18 protein-coding genes are annotated in these 16,945 nt (G+C 70.8%); 14 read left to right on the top strand and 4 right to left on the bottom strand.

Annotation, left to right across the window (positions count from 1 at the left end):
• Positions 1 to 13 precede the first annotated feature (13 nt).
• Complete coding sequence (locus VFV67_RS00110; RefSeq protein ID WP_326466255.1) at positions 14 to 3,391, top strand: pyruvate carboxylase; 3,378 nt, start codon at positions 14 to 16, stop codon at positions 3,389 to 3,391.
• A gap of 12 nt (positions 3,392 to 3,403) precedes the next feature.
• On the opposite strand, the gene VFV67_RS00105 is transcribed toward VFV67_RS00110, so the two are convergent.
• Together VFV67_RS00105 and VFV67_RS00100 are read right to left on the bottom strand one after the other, a co-directional pair.
• Positions 3,404 to 4,630, bottom strand: a complete 1,227-nt coding sequence (locus VFV67_RS00105; protein WP_326466254.1) for an HNH endonuclease signature motif containing protein — start codon at positions 4,628 to 4,630, stop codon at positions 3,404 to 3,406.
• Positions 4,631 to 5,510: 880 nt separating this feature from the next.
• Positions 5,511 to 7,634: a HelD family protein gene (locus VFV67_RS00100; RefSeq protein ID WP_326466253.1), complete on the bottom strand. Its 2,124-nt coding sequence runs from the start codon at positions 7,632 to 7,634 to the stop codon at positions 5,511 to 5,513.
• 91 nt (positions 7,635 to 7,725) lie between these two features.
• On the opposite strand from VFV67_RS00100, the gene rsmD reads away from it, so the two are divergent.
• On the top strand, positions 7,726 to 8,292 hold the full coding sequence (rsmD, locus tag VFV67_RS00095; protein ID WP_326466252.1) for a 16S rRNA (guanine(966)-N(2))-methyltransferase RsmD: 567 nt from the start codon (positions 7,726 to 7,728) through the stop codon (positions 8,290 to 8,292).
• A gap of 53 nt (positions 8,293 to 8,345) precedes the next feature.
• A complete protein-coding gene (gene coaD / locus VFV67_RS00090) occupies positions 8,346 to 8,828 on the top strand; it encodes a pantetheine-phosphate adenylyltransferase (RefSeq protein ID WP_326466251.1) in 483 nt (160 codons plus the stop codon).
• On the opposite strand, the gene VFV67_RS00085 is transcribed toward coaD, so the two are convergent.
• Entirely contained in the window at positions 8,825 to 9,274 is a 450-nt protein-coding gene (locus tag VFV67_RS00085; RefSeq protein WP_326466250.1) for a GNAT family N-acetyltransferase, read from the bottom strand. The genes coaD and VFV67_RS00085 overlap by 4 nt on opposite strands.
• Before the next feature lie 91 nt (positions 9,275 to 9,365).
• Here VFV67_RS00085 and VFV67_RS00080 point away from each other — a divergent pair, with 91 nt between their 5' ends.
• The 7 genes from VFV67_RS00080 (at position 9,366) to VFV67_RS00050 (ending at position 14,103) form a co-directional block, all read left to right on the top strand.
• Complete coding sequence (locus tag VFV67_RS00080; RefSeq protein WP_326466249.1) at positions 9,366 to 10,055, top strand: DivIVA domain-containing protein; 690 nt, start codon at positions 9,366 to 9,368, stop codon at positions 10,053 to 10,055.
• Between the two features lie 106 nt (positions 10,056 to 10,161).
• Positions 10,162 to 10,740, top strand: coding sequence for a DUF177 domain-containing protein (locus VFV67_RS00075; protein WP_326466248.1), 579 nt, complete (start codon positions 10,162 to 10,164; stop codon positions 10,738 to 10,740).
• A 40-nt stretch (positions 10,741 to 10,780) separates the two neighbouring features.
• Positions 10,781 to 10,963 carry a 50S ribosomal protein L32 gene (gene rpmF, locus VFV67_RS00070; protein ID WP_326466247.1) on the top strand — a complete coding sequence of 61 codons (183 nt, stop codon included), beginning with the start codon at positions 10,781 to 10,783 and terminating at the stop codon, positions 10,961 to 10,963.
• A 23-nt stretch (positions 10,964 to 10,986) separates the two neighbouring features.
• Positions 10,987 to 11,718 (top strand): ribonuclease III, encoded by a 732-nt coding sequence (rnc, locus tag VFV67_RS00065; protein WP_326466246.1) that lies wholly within the window; start codon positions 10,987 to 10,989, stop codon positions 11,716 to 11,718.
• Between the two features lie 21 nt (positions 11,719 to 11,739).
• The gene (gene mutM, locus VFV67_RS00060) at positions 11,740 to 12,597 is read left to right on the top strand and encodes a bifunctional DNA-formamidopyrimidine glycosylase/DNA-(apurinic or apyrimidinic site) lyase (protein WP_326466245.1); all 858 of its coding nucleotides are present in this window, start codon (positions 11,740 to 11,742) and stop codon (positions 12,595 to 12,597) included.
• Between the two features lie 62 nt (positions 12,598 to 12,659).
• On the top strand, positions 12,660 to 12,983 hold the full coding sequence (locus tag VFV67_RS00055) for a PadR family transcriptional regulator (protein ID WP_326466244.1): 324 nt from the start codon (positions 12,660 to 12,662) through the stop codon (positions 12,981 to 12,983).
• A gap of 34 nt (positions 12,984 to 13,017) precedes the next feature.
• The gene (locus VFV67_RS00050; protein WP_326466243.1) at positions 13,018 to 14,103 is read left to right on the top strand and encodes an HAAS signaling domain-containing protein; all 1,086 of its coding nucleotides are present in this window, start codon (positions 13,018 to 13,020) and stop codon (positions 14,101 to 14,103) included.
• 62 nt (positions 14,104 to 14,165) lie between these two features.
• Here VFV67_RS00050 and VFV67_RS00045 read toward each other — a convergent pair whose 3' ends face one another.
• Positions 14,166 to 14,606 carry a hypothetical protein gene (locus VFV67_RS00045; protein ID WP_326466242.1) on the bottom strand — a complete coding sequence of 147 codons (441 nt, stop codon included), beginning with the start codon at positions 14,604 to 14,606 and terminating at the stop codon, positions 14,166 to 14,168.
• A gap of 113 nt (positions 14,607 to 14,719) precedes the next feature.
• Between VFV67_RS00045 and VFV67_RS00040 the strand changes: the two genes are divergently transcribed.
• The 4 genes from VFV67_RS00040 to VFV67_RS00025 form a co-directional block, all read left to right on the top strand.
• Positions 14,720 to 15,019: an acylphosphatase gene (locus tag VFV67_RS00040; protein ID WP_326466241.1), complete on the top strand. Its 300-nt coding sequence runs from the start codon at positions 14,720 to 14,722 to the stop codon at positions 15,017 to 15,019.
• A 53-nt stretch (positions 15,020 to 15,072) separates the two neighbouring features.
• Positions 15,073 to 15,591, top strand: a complete 519-nt coding sequence (locus tag VFV67_RS00035; protein WP_326466240.1) for a sigma-70 family RNA polymerase sigma factor — start codon at positions 15,073 to 15,075, stop codon at positions 15,589 to 15,591.
• Positions 15,588 to 16,352 (top strand): zf-HC2 domain-containing protein, encoded by a 765-nt coding sequence (locus VFV67_RS00030; RefSeq protein WP_326466239.1) that lies wholly within the window; start codon positions 15,588 to 15,590, stop codon positions 16,350 to 16,352. Before VFV67_RS00035 ends, VFV67_RS00030 begins: the two co-directional genes overlap by 4 nt.
• Positions 16,353 to 16,443: 91 nt before the next feature.
• The coding region (locus VFV67_RS00025; protein ID WP_326466238.1) for an AAA family ATPase at positions 16,444 to 16,945 on the top strand (502 nt) is incomplete at its 3' end.

Genomic DNA, 16,945 nt, shown 5'->3' with positions numbered 1-16,945 from the left:
GAGGTAAGCCGGCATGTTCCGCAAGGTGCTCGTCGCGAACCGCGGGGAGATCGCCATCCGGGCGTTCCGGGCCGGCTACGAGCTGGGCGCCGGCACGGTGGCGGTGTTCCCCTACGAGGACCGGGCTTCGGCGCACCGGATGAAGGCCGACGAGGCCTATCTGATCGGCGAGGCCGGCCATCCGGTCCGGGCCTACCTGTCGGTCGAGGAGATCGTGGCCGCGGCCCGCCGGGCGGAGGCCGACGCGATCTACCCCGGCTACGGGTTCCTGTCCGAGAACCCCGAACTGGCCAGGGCGTGCGAGCAGGCCGGGATCACCTTCGTCGGACCGAGCGCCGACGTGCTGGAGCTGACCGGCAACAAGGCGCGCGCGGTGGCCGCGGCCCGCGAGGCGGGGTTGCCGGTGCTGTCCTCCTCGGCGCCCTCGGCCGACCTGGACACGCTGCTCTCGGCGGCCGAGGAGATCGGGTTCCCGCTGTTCGTCAAGGCGGTCGCCGGCGGTGGCGGCCGGGGCATGCGGCGGGTGGCGTCGGCGGACGCGCTGCGGGAGTCGACCGAGGCGGCGATGCGCGAGGCCGAGTCGGCGTTCGGCGACCCGACCGTGTTCCTCGAGCAGGCCGTTGTGGAGCCGCGGCACATCGAGGTGCAGATCCTGGCCGACGCCTCGGGCAACGTGATCCATCTGTTCGAGCGGGACTGCTCGGTGCAGCGCCGGCACCAGAAGGTGATCGAGATCGCGCCGGCGCCCAATTTGGACCCCGCGCTGCGCGAGCGGATCTGCGCCGACGCGGTCGCGTTCGCCCGGCACATCGGCTACCGCAACGCCGGGACCGTCGAGTTCCTGCTGGACCGTACGGGCCGGCACGTGTTCATCGAGATGAACCCGAGGATCCAGGTCGAGCACACGGTCACCGAGGAGGTCACCGACGTCGACCTGGTGCAGTCCCAGCTGCGCATCGCGAGCGGGGAGACGCTGGCCGATCTGGGGCTGCGCCAGGAGGACATGCGGCTGCGTGGGGCGGCGTTGCAGTGCCGGATCACCACCGAGGACCCGGCCAACGGGTTCCGGCCGGACACCGGGATCATCAGCGCCTACCGCTCGCCGGGTGGCGCCGGCATCCGGTTGGACGGCGGGTCGGCCGGGTCGGGTACCCAGATCAGCGCGCACTTCGACTCGATGCTGGTGAAGCTGACCTGCCGGGGTCGGGATTTCCGGTCGGCGGTCATGCGCGCCCGCCGGGCCGTGGCCGAGTTCCGGATCCGCGGCGTCTCCACGAACATTCCGTTCCTGCAGGCGGTGCTCGACGACGCGGACTTCCAGGCCGGCCGGGTCACCACGGCGTTCATCGAGCAGCGCCCGCACCTGCTCACCGCGCGGACCTCCGCCGACCGCGGCACCCGGCTGCTGACCTACCTGGTCGATGTGACCGTGAACAAGCCGCACGGCCCCCGGCCGAAGGTGCTCGACCCGCGGGACAAGCTGCCCGAGATCGACCTGACCGCCACGCCGCCGTCCGGCTCCCGGCAGCGGTTGCTGTCCCTGGGCCCGGAGGGGTTCGCCCGAGAACTGCGCGAGGCCACCGCGGTCGGCGTCACCGACACGACGTTCCGGGACGCGCACCAGTCGCTGCTGGCCACCCGGGTGCGCACCCGGGACCTGGTGACCGTCGCGCCGCACGTGGCGCAGACCCTGCCCGGCCTGCTGTCCCTGGAGTGCTGGGGCGGCGCCACCTACGACGTGGCGCTGCGGTTTCTGGCCGAGGACCCGTGGGAGCGGCTGGCCGCCCTGCGCGCCGCGGTGCCCAACATCTGCCTGCAGATGCTGCTGCGCGGCCGGAACACCGTCGGCTACACGCCGTACCCCACCGAGGTGACCGAGGCGTTCGTGCACGAGGCCACCGCGACCGGAATCGACATCTTCCGGATCTTCGACGCCCTCAACGACGTCGAGCAGATGCGTCCGGCGATCGACGCCGTGCGGGAGACCGGCACCGCCATCGCCGAGGTCGCCCTGTGCTACACCGCCGACCTGGCCAACCCCGCCGAGACCCTGTACACCCTGGACTACTACCTCAAGCTCGCCGAGCAGATCGTCCGGGCCGGCGCGCACGTGCTGGCCATCAAGGACATGGCCGGACTGCTCCGTCCGCCCGCCGCCGCCCAACTGGTCACCGCGTTGCGCCGCGAGTTCGACCTTCCGGTCCATTTGCACACCCACGACACGGCCGGCGGCCAACTCGCCACCTACCTGGCCGCCATCCAGTCCGGAGTGGACGCCGTGGACGGCGCGGTGGCCTCGATGTCCGGCACCACTTCGCAGCCGTCGCTGTCCGCCATCGTCGCCGCCACCGACCACACCGACCGCGCCACCGGCCTGTCGCTGACCGCGGTCTCCGACCTGGAGCCGTACTGGGAGATCGTCCGCAAGGTCTACGCCCCGTTCGAGGCGGGTCTGCCGGCACCCACCGGCCGCGTCTACCACCACGAGATCCCGGGTGGACAGTTGTCCAACCTGCGCACCCAGGCCATCGCTCTCGGCCTCGGCGATCGTTTCGAGGAGATCGAGGCGATGTACGCGGCGGCGGACCGCATGCTCGGCCGCCTGGTCAAGGTCACCCCGTCGTCCAAAGTGGTCGGCGACCTCGCCCTGCACCTCGTCGGCGCCGGCGTCAACCCCAAGGACTTCGAAGCCGACCCCGGCCGCTTCGACGTCCCCGACTCCGTCATCGGCTTCCTCCACGGCGAACTCGGCGATCCTCCCGGCGGCTGGCCCGAACCCTTCCGCCGCAAGGCCCTCGCCGACCGCCCCGCCCCCCGCGGCATGACCCCCCTCACCGATTCGGATCGCGCCGGCCTGTCCTCCGACCGCCGCGCCACCCTCAACAGACTGCTCTTTCCCGGCCCCACCAAGGATTTCCTCGCCCACCGCGCCCAGTTCGCCGACACCAGCGTCCTGGCCAGCAAGGACTTCTTCTACGGCGTCGAACCCCGCAAGGAGTACACGGTAGCCCTGGACAAGGGCGTCACCCTCCTCATCGAACTCGAAGCCATCGGCGAAGCAGACGAACGCGGCATCCGCAACGTCATGGCCAACCTCAACGGCCAACTCCGCACCATCCAGGTCCGCGACCGCTCAGTAGCATCTGACCTCCCCGTCGCCGAAAAGGCAGATCGCAGCAACCCCAACCACATCGCCGCCCCCTTCGCCGGCGTGGTGACCCTGGCGGTCGAAGAAGGCGCCGACGTGAAGGCCGGCGCCACCGTCGCCACCATCGAGGCAATGAAGATGGAGGCCGCCATCACCGCCCCGACGTCGGGCAAGGTGGAGCGCCTTGCGATCGGCTCCGTGCAGCAGGTCGAGGGTGGCGACCTGCTGGTAGTGCTCAGCTGAAGCTGTCCGGGGTTATTGTCGAAGCACGTTGCGCAGGAGTTTGCGCTGCGGGTCGAGCCATTTCGGAGGTGTGAAGTAAGGTAGCCCCTTCACCATTCGAACGGACCATTCTGAATGGTGCACCAGGCGGTGGTGACGTCGGCAGAGCAGGACCAGATTATGGAGGTCGGTCAATCCGCCCTCCGACCACAGTTTGATGTGATGCGCGTCCGTCCAGCGCGCCGGCAGGTGACATCCGGGAAATGCGCAGCCCCGATCCCGGGCGATCAACGCATTGCGTTGACTGGGTTTGACCAACCGGTGCTCCTGGCCGAGGTCCAGGGGGACACTGTCGCCGTTGAGCACGACCGGGATGACCCCGGCGTCACAGGCAAGCCGCCGGGCCGCACTGGCCGGGAGGAAGGCTCCACCGTCCATGGTGGCGGTGCCGATGCCTTCCAGCAGGGTGTTGAGGTCGAGGAACAGGTGCAGGTGCGGCTTGTTTCCACCGGCGGTTTTCCGGTCGATCTGGGCGGCGCTGTGGAATAGCTGCACAAAGCCGTCGCCCCGCCGCCGTTCCACCGAGCGCGGATCCGGGACTCCTTCGGTTGGTGACTGGGGCAGGCTCAGCTCGCCGATCAACCCGATGAAGACTTCGCCGGCCTCGGGGTCGATGGTGCCCCGGAACTTGACCCACCCGTTGGGCTGGGTCTGGATGTGCAGCTCGTTGGCTGGTTCGGCGAGGTTGTCTTCCTGGTACGGGTCCGCCCCGTCCTGGTCGATGCGCGCCAGGAGGATTCGTCCGTACCGCTTGACCACGCGAGGGTCGGAGATACGGGCAGTCTCGATCAGTGCCGACTCGACGATTTGTTTGTTCTCTGTCCCCGCCCAGCCCGGAATCGCCTTGATGGTTTCCGCGATCACTTCGACGTGCTCAGCGTCGATCGCGCCTTCGTGGAGGGCGTCGCGCACCAACGGCAACACGGCCGGCGCGACGTACCCGGTGGGTGTCACGGTCTCGGCAACCTGCTCGGCCTGCGCAATGAGCCCAGTGGCCCTACGAGTGGTGATGCGGAGTAGATCCGACAGGTATTTGGCTCGACTCGGGTATTCAGCGGCCTCTTCGATCTGCCGGCTCCCCATTTCATGGATGATGTCCAACATCTCCGCGTGGAGCTTACGAATCTGAATCATCCGCGAAACCAGCGCAGCCGGAAGCTCCGAACCCCGCAGGGCCGTGTATTCCTGGACTGCGCTCATGCCGCCATTCTATCGGCTCGTTGCCGTGGTTTCGAGAATGTTCACTCGATCAGGTGTTCGACGGATGAATGTGCCATTCGCGTGGTTTTCGAGTTGCGGCGCAGGGAACCTTTGCTGGTTGGCAGGAGTTCCCGGCTACATCGGAACGCTCGGGGTGGACGCCTTGGCAGGGCTGGGCCCGGCGTTCCGCAGCACGGCTGTGGACAGACCGGTTCGTGCACGGGCGCGGGGCGCGGGCCTGCCCACAACCGTGCACCGGACAGGGAACGTCGCCTTGGCAGGGCCGCCCGGTGCGGTCGGCCCGAACCGGGATTCGGCTGCTGGGCACGGCAACTCGCCTGCTGCAACCAAGAGTTCAGTTGCTGGAGCCGGGAACTCGGAGTGGTGGGAGCAACTCAGCTGTGCGAACAGGGGTCGGTAACTCGGCTGTGCGGGTTGGGGTTTCGGTTGCTCGGGTCGGCGGCTCGGGTGTTGAGGTCGGCGGTTCGGTTGCTGGGGACGGGAACTCGGGTGCTGGGGCTGGCAACTCGGCTGCCTGAGCTGAGGTCGGTAACTCGGCTGTTGGGGTTGAGGGTTCGGTCGCTGGGATCGGCGGCTCGGAGTGGCGGGGTTGGGAACTCGGTGTCGGGCGCCAAACTCGGGACTCACTGGTACCGGGGAACCTGGTGTCCATGGGTCCGGGGCGGGGCGGGGTTGATCAGGCAGGGCTTCGCCCTGCCCCGTGGTAGCCCAAGGCACCGCGCGAGGCTCCTTGTCAAGGGTCGCGAAGCGATCGCGCAGCGACGCCGAAGGCGCCCTTGACAAGGAGACGCGGTGCCTTAGCCTCCCGGCCCGCCCCGGACCCCACCCCGACGCCCCGCACCCCAGCGGAAACCCGACGTCACCGAGGCCACTTCGGATCCGCCGTCACCACTGTAAGCCGCTGCGTCGCCCGAGTCAGCGCAACGTAGAGCGTGCGCGGACCAGTCGTCGACTCCGCTTCCAACTCGGCCGGCTCCACAACCGCGACCCCGTCGTACTCCAGGCCCTTGGCCTCCAGGCCGTCGACCACACGCAGCCGGCCCGGCTCGAGGGTGGCGACCGCGTTCCGCACCTCGGACACCCGGGCAGCGGAGGTGATGATGCCGACCACACCGTCCACTTCGGACAATAGTTGCTTCGCGGCGGCGACCGTCGCATCGGTCAGCTCGGCCGGCGGGACCACGTGGACGATCGGGTCGATGCCCGTGGTGCGAACAGCGTGCGGGAGCTGGTCCGGGGTGGCGACCCGGGCGACGACCGACGCGGCCAGCCGGAAGATCTCGGCCGAGTTGCGGTAGTTCGTGCGCAGGGTGAACCGGCGGCGGGTGGTGCGCGGGCCGAGCGCGCCGATCCGGGCCCGTTCGGCTTCGGCGGGGTCGGGCCACGAGCTTTGTACCGGATCGCCGACGACGGTCCAGCTGGCCCAGCGGCCGCGGCGGCCGATCATCCGCCACTGCATGGGCGAGAGGTCCTGGGCCTCGTCCACGACGATGTGCGAGTACTCGTCGTAGTGGTCGGGGCGGCGGTAGCTGGACGTGCTTGGCCGGACGTCCAGATGCGGGCGGCGCCTGCGGCGTTTGGGTGGCCGGCCGAGCAGGAGGCGGAGCTCGTCGAGCAGCGCGGCGTCGGCCACGGTGGGCGGCAGCGTGGGATCGGCCCAGGACGCGGCCAGGGCGGTGAGCTCGTCGGCGGTGAACGAGTTGCCGGCGGCGCGGGCCAGCCGGCGGCGGTCGCCCAGCCAGGCGAGCACCTCGGCGGGCTCGAGGATGCGCCACCAGACCACCACGAAGCGGTGGAAGTCGATGCGCTCGCCCAGCTCGGTGATCAGGTCGATCCGGCGGGAGTTGGCCGCGGCCGGATCGGAGGAGCCGGCGTCGTCCCGGTAGGACTCTGCCTTGCGCCACAACGCTTCCAGCAGCGCCTCGGCGGCATCCACCCGGGACTCGTTGGGGGCGCGGCCGGCGCTGTGCACCGAGCGGCGGACCTTGGTCAGCTCCCGGGCGGTCAGCTTGAGCACCTCGCCGCGGTAGACGATGCGCAGCTCGGTCGGAGCGTCCGGGGGCGCATCGCGCATGGCCTGCTTGAGCACCCGGCGCATGCGCAGGGAACCCTTCACCGCGGCCACCGGAGCCGGGTCGAGCCGGGTCGCCTCGACGCCGTCGAGCAGGTCGCCGACCGCGCGCAGCTCGACGCTGTCCTCGCCCATGGACGGCAGCACCCGGGAGATGTAGGAGGTGAACGCGGCGGACGGGCCGACCACCAGCACGCCGGCGCCGCCCATCCGGCGGCGGTCCCGGTACAGCAGGTAGGCGACCCGGTGCAGGGCGACGGCGGTCTTGCCGGTACCCGGCCCGCCGGTGATCTCGGTGACGCCCCGCCACGGCGCCCGGATCACCTCGTCCTGCTCCTTCTGGATCGTGGCGACGATGTCGCGCATGGTCTCGCCGCGCGCCCGGGCCAGGCTGGCCATCAGCGCGCCCTCGCCGACGACGGCCATCCCGTCCGGCCGGTGCTCGGGCATCAGCAGGTCGTCGTCGATGTCCACGACCGACTGACCGGTGGACCGGATCACCCGGCGGCGGATCACATCCATCGGGCGCTCGGCGGTGGCCTGGTAGAACGCCGCCGCGGCAGGCGCCCGCCAGTCGGTGACCAGGTTGTCGAAGTTCGCATCGCGCACCCCGAGCCGGCCGACGTGCATGGCCTCGCCGGAGGTGTCGTCCAGCCGCCCGAACACCAGGCCCTCGTGCTCGGCGTCGAGGCTGCGCAGGATCTGGTTGGCGTGGTAGACCATCACGTCCCGCTCGAACAGCATCGCGGCCTGCTCGAACACGGCCTCGTTGCGGGCGCCGTGGGCGAGCCGGTCGCCCCGGTCCCGCATGGCCTGCGCCTCGGCCCGCATCTCCTCGACGCGCGCGTAGACCAGATCGATGTGTGCCTGCTCGGCCTCGATCTCAGTCTCGCGCACAGAGGCTTGCGACACGCACGCTCCCACCGGTACCCAACGAACAGGATGAAACAGCCTACGTGAACCGGATGTTCCGTGGGTGCGCCGTGTGGGCAGACTCAACCCCGTGACCAGGATCGTGGCCGGAACCGCCGGTGGGCGGCGGTTGGCCGTGCCGCCGCGTGGCACCCGTCCCACGTCGGAGCGGGTCCGGGAAGCCCTGTTCAGCGCGGTGCAGGCGGCCATGGAGCTGCCCGGCGCCCGGGTGCTCGACCTGTACGCGGGCTCCGGCGCGCTCGGCTTCGAGGCGCTGTCCCGGGGGGCCGCCACGGCCACCTTCGTCGAATCCGACCGTTCGGCGCTTGCGGTGCTTGAGCGCAACGTGGCCGCCGTCGGCCTGCCCGGTGCCGAGGTGCGCCGGGGCAAGGTCCGCGCGGTGCTCGCCGGGCCGGCGCCCGCGCCGTACCACCTGGTGCTCGCCGATCCGCCCTACGACCTGGCCGGGCCGGAACTGGCCGCCGTGCTCGGCGCGCTGGTCGCGGGCGGCTGGACCGGGCCGGACACCCTGGTCGTGGTGGAGCGGGCGCGCCGGTCCGGCCCGCCGGACTGGCCGGAACCGTTGCGGCCCACGAAGGTCCGCCGGTACGGGGACACCGAGCTGCACTGGGCGACCCACGGTGAACCGGAAGGGTGATCACCACCACGACGCGGGGTGTCCGCAGGTGGTGACTGATACGGTCCGGCCCTATGAGGCGCGCGGTGTGTCCAGGCTCGTACGACCCGCCGACCAACGGCCACCTCGACATCCTGGAGCGAGCCTCGAGCCTGTTCGACGAGGTCGTCGTCGCCGTGCTGATCAACAAGAACAAGCAGGGCCTGTTCAGCGTCGAGGAGCGCATGGAGATGCTCCGTGAGGTCAGTGCGCACCTGCCCAACGTCCGGATCGACTCCTGGCACGGCCTGCTGGTGCACTACTGCCAGCAGAACGACATCCAGGCCATCGTGAAGGGCCTGCGGGCGATCAGCGACTTCGACTACGAGCTGCAGATGGCCCAGATGAACCAGCAGCTCACCGGGGTGGAGACGCTGTTCATGCCGACCAAGCCGCCGAACAGCTTCCTGTCCAGTTCGCTGGTCAAGGAGGTGGCCACCTACGGCGGCAACGTGTCCCACCTGCTGCCCGAGGCGGTGCACAAGCGCCTCGTCCAGCGGCTCGGCCAGAACGGCTAGAGCGCCAGCTTCAGGCCGACGTGGCTGGCGGTGAAGCCGAGCCGTTCGTAGAACCGGTGCGCGTCGACGCGGGTGGCGTCGCTGGTCAGCTGGACCATGACGCAGCCGCGCTCACGGGCCCGCTCGATCGCCCACTCGACGAGCCGCTGGCCGAGCCCGGCGCCGCGTTGGTCGGACCGCACCCGGACGGCCTCGATCTGTGCCCTGGTCGCGCCCACCCGGGACAGCCCGGAGATGAACGTCAGCTGCAGCGTGCCCACCACCGCGCCGCCGGCCTCGGCGACCGCGAGCAGCTGGTGCGGCTCGGCGTCCAGCGCCGCGAACGCCTCGGCGTAGTGCGGGTCGCCGGGTCGCTCCCGGGTGGCGCCAAGGGGATCGTCGGCCAGCATCGCGACGATGGCGTCGACGTCCGCCGCGCGCGCCCGGCGGATGGTCACCTCGGTCATAAAGCCAGGCTGCCACGCCGGGCGAGGTCCCCCGCGCCGGCCCGGGCAGCGGGCACACTGGGTCACGGTTGATCGGGGTTGGAGGGACGACGTGTACCGCGTGTTCGAGGCACTGGACGAGCTGGTGACGATCCTGGAGGAGGCCAGGGGGCTGCCCATGACGTCGAGCTGTGTGGTGCCCCGCGGCGACGTCCTCGATCTGCTCGACGAGATCCGCGACGCGCTGCCCGGCGAGCTGGACGACGCGCAGGACGTGCTGGACCGGCGGGACGAGATCGTCGGCACCGCCGATCACCAGGCCGAGCAGGTGCGCAGCAAGGCGCGGCTGGACGCCGAGCAGGTGCGCACCGAGGCGGACCGGGACATCGATCGCCGGCTAGCCGAGGCGCAGGCGCATGCCGAGCGGCTGATGGCCGACGGGCGGGCCGAGTACGACGCCGCGGTGGCGCGGTCCAAGGGCGAGGTCGACCGGATGCTGCAGGCCGGCCGGGAGGCCTTCGAGCAGGCGGTCGAGGACGGCCGGATCGAGCAGGCCCGGCTGCTGTCGCAGACCGAGGTGGTGCAGGCCGCGCACGCCGAGTCGGCGCGAATCCTGGACGCGGCGGCCGAGGAGGCGGCCCGGCAGCGCAAGGAGTGCGACGAGTACGTCGACGGCAAGCTGCGCGAGTTCGAGGACCTGCTGGCGCACATCCTGCGCACGGTCGGCAAGGGCCGCACCCACCTGCGCGGCACGCTGAACGGCGCGGCGCCCGGCGTGGTCCCGTTCGACTACCGCGCCTGACCGCGATTTCACCCAACCGGTCCACATCCCGTACCCTTGACGGGTTGGCCGTAGGCGGGATCACCGTGCGGCGAAGCAAACCACGAAGGCATTGATCGAGTTCGCCATGTCTCCACAGCGTTACAGCGGAGCCCGGCCCGCGGTGGCCAGCCCCTGGGTGCTCGACACCCGGGAGCTCGGCCGCCGCCCGGGAACCAGCCGGGCCGTGCGCAGGAAGGCGCCGGCCACCAACCCCCTCGGCGTCGAGGGGGTGATCGCCGTGCCCGCGGGCACCGAGGTCGAGCTGGACCTGCTGCTGGAGTCCGTGGTCGAGGGCGTGCTGGTGTCCGGCACGGCCACGGCCCCCACGGCCGGCGAGTGCTCGCGCTGCCTCGACCCGATCGACGGTCAGGTCGAGGTGGAGATCACCGAGCTGTACGCCTACCCGGACAGCGCGACCGACGCGACCACCGACGAGGACGAGGTCGGCCGCCTGGTGGGCGATCTCGTCGACCTGGAACCGGTGGTGCGGGACGCGATCGTGCTCGCGCTGCCGCATGTTCCGTTGTGCCGGCCGGACTGTGCCGGGCTGTGTCCGGACTGTGGCGGTAAGTGGGCCGACCTCGGTCCGGATCACCGGCATGAGACGATTGACCCCCGATGGGCCGCGCTGACTGAGCGGTTCTCCGAGGATCGCGACCAGTAGTCGTGCCTGACCGGCACGCGTTGTTGGAGGAGAAGTAGTCGTGGCCGTCCCGAAGCGAAGGATGTCGCGCTCGAACACCCGTTCGCGCCGCTCGCAGTGGAAGACCAGCGCCCCGCAACTGGTGGCGTGCTCGAACCGCGCCTGTCGCAAACCGAAGCCCCCGCACATGGCCTGTCCGAACTGCGGCCAGTACGCCGGTCGCCAGGTCACCGCTCCGGCCTGAGCCCCGCGAAGGTAATTCTCCGCATGGGGGTTCGGGCGAACCGGGGCCCGTCCGTCGACCCAGGATCGCTACTGCTGGCGCTCGACGTCGAACTTGACGCCGAGCTCCTCACGCTTGCCCTGACCCACCGGTCCTACGCCTACGAGAACGGCGGACTGCCCCCGAACGAACGGCTGGAGTTCCTCGGCGACGCCGTGCTGGGCTTGGTCGTCACCGATCATCTGTACCGCACGCATCCGGAGTTGCCCGAGGGCCAGTTGGCCAAGCTGCGGGCCAGCGTGGTGAACATGCACGCGCTGGCCGGGGTGGCGCGTGGCCTCGGTGAGGGCGGGCTCGGCGCGCACCTGTTGCTCGGCAAGGGCGAGGAGCTGACCGGCGGGCGGGACAAGGCCAGCATCCTGGCCGACGGCATGGAGGCGGTGATCGGTGCGGTGTACCTCCAGCACGGCATCGACACCGCGCGGCTGCTGGTGCACCGGCTGTTCGACGGGTTGCTGGCCGAGGCCCCCCGGCGCGGCGCGGGCCTGGACTGGAAGACCAGCCTGCAGGAGCTGACCGCCTCGGCCGGGCTGGGCGTGCCCGAGTACCGGGTGCAGGAGGCCGGGCCGGACCACCGCAAGGAGTTCTCCGCGACCGTGGTGGTCGGCGGCGACGAGTTCGGCACCGGGGACGGCCGAACCAAGAAGGAAGCCGAGCAGAAGGCCGCCGAGGTGGCCTGGCGCGCGCTGTCCGAGAAGATCAAGTCCGACGTCTGACCCGTCGGGCACAATGCCCGGGTGCCTGAGCTACCTGAGGTCGAGACCGTCCGGCGCGGGCTGGCCGATCACGTTCTGGGGCGGACGATCACCGAGGTCGAGGTGTTCCATCCGCGATCGATCCGCCGGCATCTGACCGGAGCCGTCGACTTCGCCGGGCGGCTGGTCGGGCACCGGGTGGAGGCGGTAAGCCGGCGGGGCAAGTACCTGTGGGCGGAGCTGAGCTCGGCCGAGGCGTTGCTGGCGCACCTCGGGATGAGCGGCCAGATGCTGATCCGGCCGGGAAGTGCGCCGGCCGAGATCCACCTGCGGGTGCGCGTGCGGTTCGCCGACGACGGGCCGGAGCTGCGGTTCGTGGACCAGCGGACGTTCGGCGGCCTGTCCGTCGAGGAGCTGACCGTGGTGGACGGGACCACGGTGCCGCTGCCGGTTGCGCACATCGGCCGGGATCCGATGGATCCGCTGTTCGATCTCGAGGCCGTGGTGGCCGCCATGCGGCGCAAGCGGACCGAGGTCAAGCGGGCGCTGCTGGACCAGAACCTGGTGTCCGGGATCGGCAACATCTACGCCGACGAGGCGTTGTGGCGGGCCCGGCTGCACTGGGCCCGGCCGACCGACCGGCTGTCTGTGGCCAAGGTGCGTGAGCTGCTGGCCGCGGCCACCGAGGTGATGGCCGAGGCGCTGGTGGCCGGCGGGACCTCGTTCGACGCGCTCTACGTCAACACCAACGGCGAGTCCGGCTACTTCGACCGTTCGCTCGCGGCGTACGGGCAGGAGGGTCTGCCGTGCCCGCGGTGCGGTCGCCCGATCCGCCGCGAGCCGTTCATGAATCGCTCCTCGTTCTCCTGCCCGCGCTGCCAGCCGCGCCCCCGGAGCTGACACCTGTCGCTACTACGCAATGCGTGGTAGTGTCCTTCGCGTAGGAGCGAGGGGGTGTCACGTTGGAAACCAGTCAACTGCTCAAGGGCGTTCTCGACCTCGCCGTGCTCGCCGTGCTGCGCGACGAGGACGGCTACGGCTACGACGTACTGCGCCGGCTGCGCCAGGCCGGGCTGGAGGAGGTCGGCGACGCCTCCGTGTACGGGACGCTGCGCCGGCTGTTCAACGCCGGGGCGCTGACCTCGTACGTGGTGCCGAGCGAGGAGGGGCCGCACCGCAAGTACTACGGCCTCAACGACACCGGCCGGCAGCGGCTGGCCGAATCCGGCAAGACCTGGCGGGCCTTCGCCGACACGATGGACAGCCTGTTGGGAGCCGCAGCATGACCGACGTCGTTCTCCCTCCCGCGGAGGAGGCATCATGACCGTCAAGACCCATCCCGCCGTGGCCGACTACCTGGCCCGGACCAAGGCAGCCCTGGCCGATCTGCCGGCCGGCGAGGTCGAGGAGATCGTCGACGACATCGGCCCGCACCTGAGCGAGGTCGCCGCGGAACTGGGCGAGGAGGTGTCGGTCGAGGCGCTGAGCCAGCGGCTCGGCACGCCCGAGCAGTACGCCGCCGAGCTGCGCGCCGCCGCCGGCTACCCGCCGGCCGCACCCGGCCCCCCGGCGGGTAGCCGCCGACCGGCCGTGGCCACGGCCCGGTTCGCGCTGTGGGCGCTGGTGCTGGGGGTGCTGATCGCGTTCTTCGCCGGCCTCGCCTTCGCGGTCCTTGGCCGGTCGATCGCCTCGCTGCTGCTGCTCGCGCTGCCGTTGTTCGTGGCCATCGTGCTGGTCTTCACCGACACCGTGCGGCCGTCCGATGTGGACGAACTGCCCGAGTCGCGGGCCGGCCGGCGGGCAGGCCGGCGGCTCGTCAAGGTCTTCCCGGACGCGATGGTCGACTACCTGCGGGCACTGCGGCCGGCCTGGTGGGGACTGCGGGTGCTGGTGGTCGGCGGCGTCACCCTGGTCGCCGGGGTCGCGGGCGGCCCCGTTTACCTGGTGCCGGTCGGGGCCGTGCTCGTGGTGCTGCTGATGTTCGGCAAGCGGGCCCGCACCGACCGGCGATACCGCTGGGTGGTGGCCCCGGCCAACTTCTTCGCCGCGGGCCTGGTGCTGACCCTGCTCGCCGCGCTGATCGCCTACCTCACCGGTCCCCGGTGGGAGAACCTGCCAGGCGAGGTCTACGCACCGAGCATGCCGTCGAACTTCTACGGCTTCGGGCCGAACGGCCAACCGCTGCCCGAGTTCTACCTCTACGACCAGGACGGCCGGCCGGTCTACGTCTTCCACACCAGCTGCGGGCGCTACGACGCCGGCAACGCCGAGACCAACCGGTTCCCGCAGCCGCGCGTGGAGTTCGATCCGCGGACCGGTGACTGCGTCGAGCGCACCGACGTGCCGTTCGTGATCGCCGTGCCCACCTCGGCGCCGACGACGACACCGCCGCCGCCGTCCAAGTGACGAGGGGGAGGAGGGGTGGGGAGTGGACTCGGGGCCCACTCCCCACCTGACTCACGCCTGGATCAGGGTGCGCCCGGGTCCGTGGTGGTCGTCGTGGGGGGCGGCGTGGTCGTGGTGGTCGTCGGCGGTGGGGGCGGCGGTGGCGGTGGGGGCGGGGGAATCGGGGTGGTGGTGTTCGGCGGCGTGGTGGTGCGCGGCGTCATCGCGGGGCGGCGCCGGGTGGTGGTCGTGGTCGTGGTGGGGGGCGGCGTGGTGGTGGCCTCGGGGGCGGCGGGAAGCGCGGACTCGGTCGTGGTGGGCAGGACCGAGCTGGTCCGGGACGACGAGCTGGTGATCGGGGCGTCGTTGTTGACGGGGGTGGGGGACTGGGCTTCCTCGCGCCCGCCGGCAAGGGCGGCGACGGTGGCGAAGACGGTGGAGACGACGATTCCGGCCACCGCGAGGATGGTGTACGGGGCCCGGCGGCCGGTCGCGTCGTCCGGGCGGTCGGGTGAGTCGGTCATGCAGCTCCTTCACGGACGGCCACGGCCCGGTTACCCGGATGACGCATCACAGCGCGGTAACGTATCACCAGCACACACCGTTAATGCTTCACCCCGGAGATGTCACCGAACGTATGCAAGATCGCGAAACGTTAACCGGCGAGACGGTCCGGCTGACCGTCTGGGTGCACGGCCGGGTCCAGGGTGTGGGTTTCCGGTGGTGGACCCGGCGCACCGCGCAGGCGCTCGGCCTGTCCGGATACGCCGGCAACCTCAGCGACGGCCGGGTCGAGGTGGTGGCCGAGGGACCCCGGGACGACTGCGTCCGGTTGCTGGCCGCGCTGCGGTCCGGCAGCACCCCCGGAAGGGTCGATACGGTGCGGGAACAGTGGTCAACCGCTACCGGTGACCATGCCGGGTTCGTGGAACGTTGACCAGTTCGATACCCGGTTGAACCCGGACGGCCCGGCCGGCGTAATAAGGCGATGTGGGGCACACCCCGGAGCAGGATGACGATCTGGTCCGCGAACTGTACAGCCGTTACCGGCGGCCATTGCACGGCTACGTGCTGCGCGCGGTCGGCGGCGACTACCAGCGGGCCGAGGACGTGGTCCAGGAGACACTCCTTCGCGCCTGGCGCAACGCGGAGATCCTGGACGCCGAGCACGCCGGCCCCTGGTTGTACACCGTCGCGCGGAACCTGATCATCTCCGGGTACCGTCGGCAGAGCGCCAGGGTGGCCGAGGTCCCGATCCAAGAGGGGGACTGGGCGCGCGGCACCGACGACTTCGACCGTGTTCTGCAGGGGTGGCAGGTGGCCGAGGCGATGCGGGCGCTGTCCAAGGACCATCGTGCGGTCATCGCCGAGCTGTTCTACCGCAGGCGCACCGTCGCCGAGGCCGCGGCCGCGCTGGGTGTCCCGGCCGGCACGGTCAAGTCGCGCTCGTTCTATGCGCTGCGGGCGCTGCGCGACGCGCTTGAGGAGAGGGGGGTGACCGAACCATGACCTGCACGCACGCATCGACGTTGGGTGTGTACCTGCTCGGCGCGCTAGAACCGGAGGAGCGCTCCCAGTTCGAGGCGCATCTGTCCGGCTGTGACGTATGCCGCTCGGAGCTGGTCCGGCTGGCTCCCCTGCCCGGGCTGCTCAACCAGGTCACCCTGGCCGACTTCGAGGACGCCGGCGAGCTGGCCCGGCCGGTGGACGTGCTGCCCGGTGCCGAGGAGTTCGCCGCGGTCGCCACGCTGGCCACGCCGGTGATGCTGGACCCCTCGGCCGACCGGCCCGAGCCGGAACCCGAGCCGCAACCGCAGCGCCGGTCCGGACCGCGCCACGCGCTGCCCCGCCGCTGGCTGATGGTGGCCGCGGCCGCCGCGGTGATCGTGCTCACCGCAGGCGGGATCATCGCCTATGAGGCGCTCAGCGCACCCAGGGTGCAGCACGCCGAGGGCATCGTCTGGGCCGGCACCAACCCGGAGAACGGGGTGCACGCCGAGGCCCGGATGATCACCAGAGACTGGGGCACCGAGATCCAGATCAGCATGGCCAACGTCCCGCCGGGGGCCAGCTGCCGGCTGGTGGTCTGGGCCAAGGGCGTGAGCGGCTACAAGGAGACCGCCGGCTGGTGGGCGATCCCGACCGGGGACGAACCGGACCTGCCGCACGCCGAGATCCCGGGCAGCACGTCGATCGCGCTGTCCATGATCTCCAAGATCGAGGTCGTCTCGGAGGACAGCGAGCTGCTGATCGGGATCCACCGCCCGTGACATGAGGGCCAGCCTCCCGGGCAAGCGGACGGTGCGCCGGTAGTGTCTCATTGATGCTGGAGTCCGTCCGCGCCCGAGAGGTCCACGCCTGGTGCATCTGAAGAGCCTGACGCTGAAAGGCTTCAAGTCCTTCGCCTCAGCGACGACGTTGCGCTTCGAACCCGGGATCACCTGCGTCGTCGGGCCCAACGGGTCCGGGAAGTCCAACGTGCTGGACGCGCTGAGCTGGGTGATGGGCGAGCAGGGAGCCAAGTCGCTGCGCGGCGGCAAGATGGAGGACGTCATCTTCGCCGGGACCTCGGGCCGCCCTCCGCTTGGGCGCGCCGAGGTGGCACTGACGATCGACAACTCCGACGGCGCGCTGCCGATCGAGTACACCGAGGTCTCGATCACCCGCCGGATGTTCCGGTCGGGCGAGAGCGAGTACGAGATCAACGGCGACTCCTGCCGGCTGCTCGACATCCAGGAGCTGCTCAGCGACTCCGGCATCGGTCGCGAGCTGCACGTCGTCGTCGGGCAGGGCCAGCTCGACTCCGTGCTGCAGTCGCGTCCCGAGGACCGCCGCGCCTACATCGAGGAGGCCGCGGGCGTCC

It is taken from the genome of Actinophytocola sp. (assembly GCF_035762905.1).
Lineage (GTDB): Bacteria > Actinomycetota > Actinomycetes > Mycobacteriales > Pseudonocardiaceae > DASYTH01.
Note: the sequence above shows the minus strand (reverse complement) of the source record. Positions and strands in the feature narration are given on the sequence as shown.

What these genes read in the sequence shown, in the direction of transcription:
- VFV67_RS00110 (WP_326466255.1), top strand. Translation starts at nt 14, where the DNA reads ATGTTCCGCAAGGTGCTCGTCGCGAACCGCGGGGAGATCGCCATCCGG.
- VFV67_RS00105 (WP_326466254.1), bottom strand. Translation starts at nt 4,630, where the DNA reads ATGAGCGCAGTCCAGGAATACACGGCCCTGCGGGGTTCGGAGCTTCCG.
- coaD (WP_326466251.1), top strand. Translation starts at nt 8,346, where the DNA reads ATGAGGCGCGCGGTGTGTCCAGGCTCGTACGACCCGCCGACCAACGGC.
- VFV67_RS00085 (WP_326466250.1), bottom strand. Translation starts at nt 9,274, where the DNA reads ATGACCGAGGTGACCATCCGCCGGGCGCGCGCGGCGGACGTCGACGCC.
- VFV67_RS00075 (WP_326466248.1), top strand. Translation starts at nt 10,162, where the DNA reads ATGTCTCCACAGCGTTACAGCGGAGCCCGGCCCGCGGTGGCCAGCCCC.
- rnc (WP_326466246.1), top strand. Translation starts at nt 10,987, where the DNA reads ATGGGGGTTCGGGCGAACCGGGGCCCGTCCGTCGACCCAGGATCGCTA.
- VFV67_RS00050 (WP_326466243.1), top strand. Translation starts at nt 13,018, where the DNA reads ATGACCGTCAAGACCCATCCCGCCGTGGCCGACTACCTGGCCCGGACC.
- VFV67_RS00045 (WP_326466242.1), bottom strand. Translation starts at nt 14,606, where the DNA reads ATGACCGACTCACCCGACCGCCCGGACGACGCGACCGGCCGCCGGGCC.
- VFV67_RS00040 (WP_326466241.1), top strand. Translation starts at nt 14,720, where the DNA reads ATGCAAGATCGCGAAACGTTAACCGGCGAGACGGTCCGGCTGACCGTC.
- VFV67_RS00030 (WP_326466239.1), top strand. Translation starts at nt 15,588, where the DNA reads ATGACCTGCACGCACGCATCGACGTTGGGTGTGTACCTGCTCGGCGCG.